Origin of the sequence: Pseudomonas sp. LAMO17WK12:I10 (genome assembly GCF_900215185.1) — a bacterium.
Lineage (GTDB): Bacteria > Pseudomonadota > Gammaproteobacteria > Pseudomonadales > Pseudomonadaceae > Aquipseudomonas > Aquipseudomonas chlororaphis.
On sequence record NZ_OBDX01000011.1, the window covers coordinates 95,869 to 107,524 of the forward strand.

3 protein-coding genes are annotated in these 11,656 nt (G+C 64.4%); all 3 read left to right on the forward strand.

The genetic code is table 11. The features are described 5' to 3' along the window. The first annotated feature begins 479 nt into the window (after window positions 1-479). From fabD to CRO75_RS14445, 3 genes are read left to right on the forward strand one after another with little or no spacing between them, the layout of a single operon-like run. Window positions 480-2,366 carry an ACP S-malonyltransferase gene (fabD, locus tag CRO75_RS14435; protein ID WP_097136215.1) on the forward strand — a complete coding sequence of 629 codons (1,887 nt, stop codon included), beginning with the start codon at window positions 480-482 and terminating at the stop codon, window positions 2,364-2,366. A 3-nt stretch (window positions 2,367-2,369) separates the two neighbouring features. Continuing rightward, window positions 2,370-7,724 (forward strand): amino acid adenylation domain-containing protein, encoded by a 5,355-nt coding sequence (locus CRO75_RS14440; protein ID WP_097136223.1) that lies wholly within the window; start codon window positions 2,370-2,372, stop codon window positions 7,722-7,724. Continuing rightward, window positions 7,724-11,614 (forward strand): beta-ketoacyl synthase N-terminal-like domain-containing protein, encoded by a 3,891-nt coding sequence (locus CRO75_RS14445; protein ID WP_097136230.1) that lies wholly within the window; start codon window positions 7,724-7,726, stop codon window positions 11,612-11,614. The genes CRO75_RS14440 and CRO75_RS14445 overlap by 1 nt, the downstream gene beginning before the upstream one ends. Window positions 11,615-11,656 lie beyond the last annotated feature (42 nt).

Here is an 11,656-nt window from a genome sequence, read left to right on the forward strand (position 1 = left end):
TAGTTGCGTGCTCGCCATGCTGGCTACAAGTTGCTGTTTTTGAATGGCTTGCAGGGTATTTTCGGAACATGATTAGTATCTGTTCGGTGTCAAATTTATATATTAAATCCTGTCCCTGATTTTCAGGTCATTGCCTTTTGTACGCCTGGGATATTTCTTTATTATATTCGCTAACCATTGTTTTTATTGGTTTTTTGCAAGAATATTTCTGTGGCTCTGAATAAGATTAAAAATGTTTCATAAAGCGCAATGCGCACTTCTTCACAATGATCGCTAACATCCTGTGCTACGTTGCTTTTTGAAAATCGGGAGTTGCTTGAGCGGCTGTATTGACTAAGCTCGAAGCTCTTCTGTGGTCGATGACACTCATCATTTCTTCTTAATATAAGCTGCGGCAGTGTTGCTGAGGGCCGAGTGTGGGGCATGCCTGAATCAAATACATCTTTGAGGCGCGGCTGTACCTGCTAAAAGGTGAACGAATGCAAAAGATCTATGTTTTTCCCGGCCAGGGTTCGCAATTCAAGGGCATGGGCGAGGAGGTTTTCGACAAGTTCAAAACCTATACGGACCTGGCCAGCGACATGCTCGGTTACTCCATCGTCGACCTGTGTCTCGAAGACCGGGATCAGCGCCTGAACCAGACCGAATACACCCAGCCGGCGCTTTATACGGTCAGTGCGCTGACGTACCTGGATCGCTTGCAGAGCGCTTCCGGAAACGAACAGGTGGCGTATTTCGCCGGTCATTCCCTGGGCGAATACTGCGCGCTGTTTGCCGCTGGCGGCTTTGATTTCGCCACCGGGCTGCAACTGGTCCAGCGCCGGGGCCAACTGATGAGCCAGGCGCCCAAGGGCGGCATGGCCGCCGTGCTGGGGCTGGGCGAGGAAACAGTCCGTACCCTCCTGCGCGACAAGGGCCTGGACAGCATCGACCTGGCCAATATCAACTCACCGGACCAGATCATTCTTTCCGGCCTGCACGACGACATTGTCGGCGAACGTACCCGAACCATCTTCGAGCAGGCCGGCGCCAGTTATTTCCCGCTGAACGTCAGCGCGGCCTTTCACTCGCGCTACATGAAGGACGTCGAACGCGAGTTCGCCAACTACCTGGCAGGGTTCGCGCTGCAACCCCTGGCGACCCCCGTCATCTCCAACATGACGGCGCGCCCTTATCCTCAGCGCGATTACGCCGCCATCCTCAGCGGCCAGATCACTCATCCGGTGAGGTGGTACGAGAGTATTTCCTGGTTGCTGACCCAGGATATCCAGCCGATCGAAGAACTCGGGCCTGGCAATGTCCTGACCAAGCTGACCGACAAGATTCTCAAGGCGCCGATGGTCATCCCGCCACCCTCCGCGGCACCGGACCCGGCCCCGCCGGCCTCGCCAATGCAGGACACGATCTTCATGTATGGCGGGCAGGGCACCCAGTACTTTCAGATGGGGCGCGAGCTGTACCAGCACAACCCGGCCTTTCGCCAGCAGATGGATGCCTGCAGCGCGCTGGTGGAAGCGGAGGCGGGGTTTTCCCTGGTCAAGGTTATCTACGATGAATCGCGGCGGGTGTATGAGCCGTTCGATTCGATCCTGCAAACCCATCCCGCGCTGTTCGCCATCGGCTACAGCCTGACCGCCATGATGCGCGCCGAGGGGGTCGAGCCCAAGGCCGTCCTGGGCTACAGCCTGGGTGAGTACATCGGCTTGACGGTCAGCGGCTGCCTGTCCTGGCAGGACGGGCTGCGCCTGACCCTGCGCCAGTCGCGGGTGCTGGCCGAGCATGGCCCCAAGGGCGGGATGCTGAGCGTCCTGGCACCCGTGGAGCATTTCCAGCAACACCCGGAGCTGTACCGAGGGGTGGAACTGGCCGGGATCAACTTTGCCGACAACTTCTGTGTCGCCGGCGCTCAGGCGGACCTGGCCCGAATCAGGCAAGGCCTGGACGCCATGGGGGTGATTTCCATCGAGCTGCCTGTCCAGTATCCGTTTCACTCCAGCCATATCGAGCCAGTGCGGGACAAGGTCCTGGCGATCCTCGAGGGCATCGACTTCAAGGCGCCGGGCATTCCCTATTACTCCTCCACGTTTGCCCGGGCCATCCACGCCGGCGACCTGGCGAACGCCCGGGATTACGTGTGGCGCATCATCCGCCAGAGCGTCGACTTCCATGGCTTGATCAAGCACCTCTCGAACAGCGGCAGCCAGGCGCTGTTCGTCGATCTGAGCGCCACCGGCTCGCTGGCCAACTTCATCAAATACACCCGCCCCAACAGTCTCAGGTACAGCCATTCGATCAATCAGTTCGGCAAGGACCTGAGCAACCTTCACATTCTTCTCAACGAAATCACCGGCCGTTCAGGGGAGTAGCCCATGTCAGTCAATCCTGTCCCATCGGCGTGGAGCGTCAATGCGCGCGACTTCGACAACCAAGCGGGTTTTCATCAGTTGTTCGAGGCCCGGTCCCGGGCGACGCCGGACGCGATTGCCCTGGCGGATGCGCAGCACAGCCTGAGTTATCGCCAATTGGCGGAAAAAAGCACCCAGCTGGCCGCCTACCTGGCCGGTCAGGGGGTGGGGAGCGGCTCGCGGGTCGCGATTTTCATGAACCGCTCCCTCGACCTGGTGCTGGCGATGCTCGCCATCGCCCGGGTCGGCGCTACTTATATCCCGCTGGACCCGGCGTACCCCGAACAGCGCTTGCGCTACATGCTCGAGGACAGCGACAGCCGCTGGGTGCTGACCCAGGCAGCGGTCGAGCCGAGGCTCGCCGCACTGCTGGGCGAGCACTGCTGCAGCCTTGCCCTAGACCGCCAATGGCCGCTCGTGGCCGCGTGCCAGGCGTCCTTGCCGGAACCGGCATTGGCTGCCGGCAGCCTGGCCTACATCATCTATACCTCCGGCAGCACTGGCCAACCCAAGGGGGTGATGATCAGCCATCGCGCGCTGAGCAACTTTCTCCTGTCGATGGCCGAAGAGCCCGGCATGTCCGCTGCTGATACCTTGCTGGCGGTGACCACCCATTGCTTCGATATCTCCGGGCTGGAGCTTCTCCTGCCATTGGTCGTCGGCGCTCGCTGCCATATCTGCCCGGCCGAGACCGCAGGCGACGCCAGCCAACTGATGAGCCTGATCGCCCGGGTCCGGCCCAGCCTCATGCAGGCGACGCCGGCGACCTGGATGATGCTGTTCCACGCCGGCTGGCAGCCCTCGGCGCAATTGCGCATGTTCTGTGGCGGCGAGCCCTTGTCGGATGCCCTGAAAAGCTGTTTCGAACAGGCCGGGAATGCTGTCTGGAACATGTACGGGCCGACCGAAACCACCATCTGGTCGACGCTGCAGAAGCTCGAGCCCGGGCAACCGGTGTCCATCGGCCGCCCCATTGCCAACACCCGGCTTTACCTGCTGCGCGAGGACGGCAGCCATTGCGCCATCGGCGAACCGGGAGAACTGTGCATCGCCGGCGCGGGGCTGGCCGAAGGGTATTTGAATCGTCCCGACCTGACGGCCGAAAAGTTCATCGACCACACCCTCGAGACCTCCGGCAAGCTGTACCGCACGGGCGACCTGGCCTGCTGGCAGGCCGATGGCCTGTTGCAACACCTGGGTAGGATCGACAACCAGGTGAAAATCCGTGGCTACCGAGTTGAAGTGGGCGATATCGAAGCGCAGCTGGACAGCCATCCGGAGGTCCTGCAAGCGGTGGTCGTGGCCCGGCAACAGGCCGGTTCCGGTCAATTGGTGGGCTACTTCGTCCCGCGTGAGCCGAATGTGCCGGACAGCTCCCTGGCCGGGCGCCTGAAGACCTGGCTCGGCGGGCAGTTGCCCGACTTCATGGTGCCGAACTTCCTGGTGGCCATCGAGCGCTTGCCCTTGACGCCCAATGGCAAGGTCGACCGCAAGCTGCTGGCGCAACGGCCCATTTCCTTGGCACCGGGCGCCAGCGCCGCGGGGCAGGGGGATGTCGAGCGCTACATCATCGAACAATGGCAGGCGTTGCTGGGGGTGGAGGATATCCAGCCCGACAGCCTGTTCGCCGAGATCGGCGGCAACTCGATCTCGGCCAATGCCTTTCTCGCCCGTCTCAACCAGCGCTTCGACACCCAGCTGGTCCTGGCCGACCTTGCCCGCCACGCCAGCCCGACGGCCATCGCGCAACGGCTGCTGGCCCATCCGCAAGCGGCACCGGCGAGCATGGCCCAAGCGCCTGCCCACAGTCACCGGCAGGCCAGCCAGGGCGACGACGCGCGGCAGGACATCGCCATTGTCGGCATGGCCTGTAGCTTCGCCCAGGCGCCCTGCGCGGAAGCGTTCTGGGACAACATCCTGGCCGGGCGCAATTGCGTGACATCCGCGGCTCTGATGCGCCCACAGCTGGTGCGGGACGATACGCCGCTGTGGGCCGGGTTCATTGCCGACGCCTTCGATTTCGACCCGGTCTTTTTCCAGATGGCGCCCAAGGAAGCGCACCTGATCGATCCGCAGCAGCGGCTGATGCTCACCTACACCTGGCGCGCCCTGGAAGACGCCGGCATCAGCGCCCAGGCGTTCAGCCAGCGACGTACCGGGGTGTTCATTGCCGCCGCGCAGAACGACTACGCTGTCGCGGCGTCGCACGCCGAAGAAAACAAGGGCTACCTGGCCACCGCGCAGCTTGCGTCGATGGTGGCCAATCGGCTGTCCTACAGCCTGGACCTCTTCGGTCCCAGCGAGTGCGTCGAGACCACCTGTTCGTCGTCGCTGGTCGCCCTGCATCGGGCGATCCGCGCCATCCGTCATGGCGAGTGCGAGCAAGCGGTGGTGGGCGGGGTCAACCTGTTGCTCTCCGCCGAATATTTTCACAGCTACAACGCCATGGGCCTGCTGAGCCCCGACCAGAGCACCCGGTCCTTCCAGGCCGGGGCCAACGGCTACGTGCGCTCCGAAGGTGCGGCGGTGGTGATCCTCAAGTCCCTGGCCCGGGCGCTCGCCGACAACGACCGGATCGCGGCGGTGATCAAGGGCAGCAGTGTCAACCATGGCGGGCGTTCCGCATCGCTCACGGCCCCCAGCCAGGAAGGCATGCGCAGCGCCATGCTCGATGCGCTGGCGGACGCTGGCGTGGCACCGAACTCGCTGGGCTATATCGAGACCCACGCCACCGGCTCGCTGCTTGGCGACAGCGTCGAGGTGAGCGCCCTGGAAGCGGTGTTCGCCGGCCAGGGCGGACCCGGATCGGCTACGCCGGACTGCACCCTGGGCAGCTTGAAACCCTGCATCGGCCACAGCGAAGTGGCCTGCGGCATGGCGGCGCTGATCAAGGTGGTGTTCGCCTTGCAACAAGGCATCAAGCCCGGGGTACCCGGCGTGACCGAAGAGGATGGCGCCCGGCTGTGTTCGTCCGGCGTATTGCGGATCAGTGCGCAGAACCAGCCCTGGGCCGATACGGCGGCGCCTCGTCGCGCAGCCATCAACAGCTATGGATTCGGGGTCAACGCCCATGTGATCGTCGAACAGTATTGCCCGCCGGAGGATACCCGCGCCGAAGACGACACCGCGCATTTGCTGGTGTTCTCCGCCAAGACCCCGGCGCAACTGGCCACTGTCCTGGAAAACCAGCGGGCTCACCTGCACGCCCATCCGCAGGTGCGGCTGCGGGACCTGGCCTACACCCTGCAAGTCGGCCGCGAAGCACTCAAGGTGCGGCTGGCCTTTGTTGTCCGTTCCATCGCCGAGGCGTGCGAGCAACTGGCCCGTGCCTTGGAAGGATTGTCGGCAGGCGCCGCGGCTTGGCCGTCGGGTATTTTCCACAGCGACCGGCACCTTGGCGCGGACGACGAGCTGGGCGCCATGGCCGCGCAATGGGTCGCGGGCGCGGCGCAGGACTGGCATGCCCTGCATCCGCCTGGCAGCGCGAGGAAACTGGCGCTGCCGCACTATCCGTTCCAGTTCAAGACCTACAACGCATGGGCCAAGGACGAACCGGCGCCGCCGGCCGGGCCCGGGTCCCGCAGGATTTGCGTGATCGGTGCCGGCCCCGGTGGCCTGGTGATGGCCAAGTCATTGCTCGAAGAGGGCCATCGACCGGTGGTGTACGAGGCCCAGGACACCCTGGGCGGGGTGTGGAATCTCAAGCGTGACAAAGAGGCCGGCACTTACTCCACCACGCGGTTCCAGAACTCCAGGGACACCAGCTTCTTTTCCGACTTCTACCCCGAAGACATCAGCGACACCTTTCCCGATGTCCACGATGTGCGGCGCTATCTCCAGGCCTATGCCACGCGCTTCGACCTCGAGCGGCACATCCACTGCAAGTCCCGGGTGGTTGCGGTCAGGGCCGAGGGCGATGGCTGGCAGGTGGAAATCGAATCCGGCGGGACCCGTCGCCAGGAAACCTTCGACGGGGTCGCGCTGTGCCACGGGCGTTACCAGATTCCCCAGCATGCCCGTATTCCCGGCCTGGAGACCTTCACGGGCCAGGTGCTGCATTCGGGCCAGTACTTCGACAATGCGCCGCTGGCGGGCAAGCGCGTACTGGTGATCGGCAATGGCGTCAGCGGCATGGACATCGCCGGCGAAGCCAGCAAGGTCGCCGCCAAGGTCTATTGGAGCCTGCGTTCGCGCAAGTTCATCCTGCCTCGAATGGTGGGTTTCCTGCCCAATGACTTTGTTTCCCCGGCCAACCTGCTGATACCCGATGCCCTGCGGGCGCAACGCAATATCGACCGCCTGCAACGGGTGATGCCGGCCTTCAGTGAGGCCTTACAGCGCAGCGGCTTGCAACCGACCCTGAACGAGTTCCGGCAACACCCGTTCATTCACATCAACGATGAGGTGGTGGAACTGGTCGACAGCGGGAAGATCGAGACGGTCTTCGGCCAGGTGGAACGATTCGCCGGCGCCCGCTGCTTCCATGTCGGCCACGAGCAGGCGCTCGAGGACATCGACGTGGTGGTGTTGTGCACCGGCTACCGGACCGGCGCGCTGTATGACTATGTGCAAGGCCTGGAGCCGACCCGGGACCTGGCCATGGGCCTGTTCTACCGGGACGACCCGCGGTTGTTCAACCAGTACGGGTTGCAGGAAATCGGGGTCATCGGCACCTTTCCCTACCTGGAAATGGCGTCGCGCTGGTATGCCCAGGTGGTTTCCGGCAAGTACTGGCTCAGCCAGCAGGAACTGCAGCAAACGGCCGACACCGACAAGATCATCATGGGCCCCCTGGCCAGCGTGGTGATCGGCATGAAGCTCGGCCTGGTGCCGGACCCGGTTGGCGAATTCAAAGCCTTCTGGAGCCTGCTCAACACGCCGTGCTTTCCCGGCCAGTACCGCCTGCGCGGTCCCCACGCCAGCGCCGGGGCTGCCGCCATCGTTGCCGCGAGCCGCAAGCGCGCCTTTATCCAGGACGAGACCGGCGACCTGGAAATCAGCAAGGTCAAGGCGCGCCTGCTGGCCGGGCTGGGCAGCGAGGCAGTGGCGAGCCTGGCGGCCCAGGGCCAGATCACCGCCGAGGAACAGCAGGCGGCCCTGGCTCAGCTCGACAATCCGTTGCGGCTCGATTGGGACAGCCAGTTCCTGACGCCCCTCAGCGACCGCGCGCTGGCGATCGACCAGGCCACCGAGTCCCTCGACCGGGTGATCGCCGAGCACGACCGCCTGTACCTCGGGCTGATTCGCAAGATCCGGAACAAAGAAATCAACGCTGACAATTTCCTGTCGGAACTCAAGAAAATCTCGAGGGCCTCGTGATGCCATACCTGAACGCTTTTATCGACAAGGTTTCCAGCCAGAGCATTTCCGATGAGCAGGCGCTGGTCGTGATCAGGCAACTGCATGAGTCGGTGCAGCGACCCACGCCGGCGGCACCGGGTTCGATCAGCGAGCAACAGGTGTTGGCCGAGCTGACCGGCTTCCTGGCCGCCACCCTCCAACTGGATCAGGGGGATATCGAGCCCGACCGCAGCCTGGCCGACTATGGCTTCAGCTCTATTTCCCTGACCGAGTTCTCGCAGCGCATCGGTGCGCATTTCCAGGGTTTGAAACTGGCGCCTTCGACTTTCATGGAGTACCCCTCGCTGTCGGCCCTGGCGCGCCATATCGCGCCCAGGGCAGACCTCGGGCAAGCCCCGGCAGCGGCACCCGGCCACCTCGAACATGTGGTCGCCGACCAGTTGCAGCGCTACTTTCATGAGCACGCCCACCTGGCCGGGGCAACGGTCCAGCCGATCGCCAGGGCCGTTCGCCCCTCCAGCGGGCAGGGGCCCCGGGGGCATGCCGCGACGGGGCCGCAAAGGCACGATGAAACCTCGGCGCTGAGCGAGGACATCGCGATCATCGGCATGGCCGCGCGCCTGCCCAAGTCCGACAGCCTGGACGACTTCTGGCGCCGCCTGGTGGCCGATGAACCGTTCATTGGCGAGGTGCCGGCCGACCGCTGGGACTGGCGGGCGATCTTTGGCGACATCGACAGCCCGGACAAGACCGACTGTTATCACGGCGCCTTTATCGACGATGTGCGCGGCTTCGATCCGCTGCATTTCAATATTTCCCCTCGCGAAGCGGCGCTGATCGACCCCCAGCACCGGCTGATGCTGCAAGCCGTGTGGGAGACCCTGGAAACCGCCGGTTATCAGCGCGATCAATTGCGCCAGCAGAAAATCGGGGTATTCCTGGGCATCGAGCGCAAGGACTACGCCGACCTGATCCGCGCCAGCCGGGTGGCGATCGACGGCCACCTGAACACCGGCAATGCCCACGCCATGCTGGTCAATCGCATTGCCCACTATTTCGACTGGAAGGGCCCGGTATCGACGGTCGATGCGGCCTGCACCAGTTCTTTCGTCGCCATCGACAGGGCCATCACGGCGCTGCGCACCGGCCAGGCCCAGGCGGCCATAGCCGGTGGCGTCAACCTGGTGTTGAGCCCGGAAGTGAATATCTACAACCGCAAGCTCGGCCTGTTTACCGGCGACGGCATCGTCCGCCCCTTCGACAAGCAAGCCAACGGGCACTTTTTCAGCGATGGCCTGGGCGTGGTCATGCTCAAGCGGCTGTCGCTGGCCGAACGCGACAACGATACGATCCTGGGGGTGATCAAGGGCCTGTCGGTGCGTCATGGCGGCAAGAGCCTCTACCTCACCGCGCCGAATGCGCAAATCCATTGCGAAACCATCGCCGAGGCCCTCGAACAGGCCGGCCTGCGCCCCCAGGACATCGACTACATCGAAGCCCAGGGCACCGCCAACCCGCTGGCCGACGAGGTGGAGCTCAGCGCGTTCGACAAGGTCTTCAAGGGCTGTGCCCGCAAGCCGGGCTTCGGCACCCTGAAGGGCCAGCTGGGGCATTTTTCCGGGGCCTCCGGGGTGATCTCGCTGATCAAGAGCCTGTTGACGTTCAAGCACGACACCTTGATCAAGATCGCCAACCTGCAGCACTTCAACTGGGACAACGGACAGGGCGACTTCGCCTGCGAACCGGTGCTCCAGACCGGGGCCTGGGCACCCAAGGCGTTCGACGGGCAGCGCCAGCCCCGGCATATCGGCATTCACAACTTCGGTTTTGGCGGCGTCACCGGGCATATGGTGCTCGGCGAATACCTCAGCCCCGAGCCGCCCGCCGTGGCGCCCGCGGCTGGCGAACAGGCGATCCTGTTGTCCGCGCGCACCGCGGACCAGTTGGTGCAGACCGCCAAGCGCCTGCTCGCCCATCTGCAATCGGCCGCGGCCGGGGACTTCAGCCTGCAGGAGATTGCCTGCACCCTGCAGACCGGCCGGGAACACTTCGAGCATCGCGCGGTGATATTTGCCGATTCGCTGGCGGTATTGGCCGAGCGTCTGCAAGGGCTGCTGTCCGGCAAGGAGGAGGCGAGCGCCTTCCTCACCCGCGACCTGGAGACCGGCAAGGACGTGCGCCAGCTTTTCGCCAGCCCGGAGATGCAGCGTGTCGTGCAACAGTGGCTCGATGAGCGCAACCCGCGCGGCCTGGGGCGCATCTGGGTCGCCGGGGTGGCGGTGGACTGGCAGCGCCTGTATGCCGGCCAGCCGGCCCCGAGGAAAGCCCGGTTGCCGACCTATCCCTTTGCCCGGCATGCGCTGTGGATTCCCCAGGCGCCTGCCAGCCGTCCGGGCGATGTGCCTCTCGCGCCGATCCTGCAGCACAACGTTTCAACCTTCATGGCGCAAAAATACCGTTCGGAATTCACCGGGCACGAGCGCTGGTTCGTCGAACGGGGCGCCGACCCGTCCCGCCGTTTCGTCGAGCTGGCGCATCTGCACATGCTGATCCAGGCCACGCGCCAGGCCGCGGAAGTGGCGCCCGACGAGCCGGTGCGTCTGCTGTTGCAGGACATCATCTTTCCCCATCCGCTGTGGGTGAATCAGCAGCCGGTCGCTGTCGAGCTGACCCTGGTCCCGGGCGACAACGACCTGATCGATTACCGCGTCAGTTCCCTGGGCGAGGCCGGCTTGCATATCCACGGCCAGGCGCTGTTCCAGCCGCGCCAGCCGATCGCCGCGCTGGACGTGGCGGCCCGCTCGGGCGAGCCCGGCTGGCATGCGGTGGCGCAGCCAGCGGCGGTGCTGGTGCAGCTGACCGGGTTGCTGGCCCGGGCGCAGGCCTGCGACAACCATGCCCTCACGCTGCTGTCGGTGGCTGAAGTGCTCGTCAATGACGCCCTGGACAAGGCCGCCTGGCTGTGGCTGCGCCCCTCCGACAACGACTTTGCCCAGGTGGAGATGCCATCCACGGTTTCTCGCCTGGACGTGGATATTTGCGACGCCGCGGGCGAGGTGCTGACGCAGCTGCGGGACGTGGTTTGCAGTCACGCCGAGGCCCTGGACGCGCACGCGGTGCCGGCCTCGGTGAGCATGCCGCAACAGCTCAAGGGCATGATCCCGACGCTCAACGGCACCGGCGCCATGACCACCGTCCTGCCGGCCTGTTCGCAATTGTTCGTCGAGTCTGCCGCCAGTTCGGCTGGCGAAGTGATGGACATGGGCTGCGCCTACGGCGTGGCGACGATAGCGGTGCTCGAACGGGGTGCGCGGGTACTGGCGGTGGATATCGAAGAGCAGCACCTGACGATTCTTGCCGACAACGTGGCGCCACGGCTACGCGGCCGCCTGAGTACCCAGGCGGGCGCGTTGCCCGAGATGGATTTCGCGCCGGGCCGGTTCCAGGCCATTCATGCCGCGCGGGTCCTGCATTTCCTGCCGCCCGAGGCGTTTCGCGAGTCGATTCGCAAGATGGCCCGCTGGCTGGCGCCGGGCGGTCGCTTGTTCCTGATCTGCGACAGCCCGTACTTCCCGCACTGGGCGGCGCGGGTCGACGAATACGAGCGCCTGAACGCCCGGGGTGATGAGTGGCCGGGTTATATCGCCGATATCGCCGACTACTTCCACAGCCGCGCCCAGGCCGGTGCCGCCAATGCCATCGACAGCGGCAGCCACGCCAGCGATGCCCTCAACGGCACGCCGCTGATCAATCTGGTCGACCCCGAGATCCTCGCCCGCGAATGCCGGCTCGCCGGGCTGCTGGTGGAGGAGGCCGGATATGAGGGCCTGGCCATCGACTATGACGGCCAGGCCGCCACCGACGGCCTCGAGCACGCCAGCGTGATTGCACTCAAGCCCCACGCCTGAACCCGCGCAGCCTGCGTACCTAACTTTCTGGATGGAACTCAG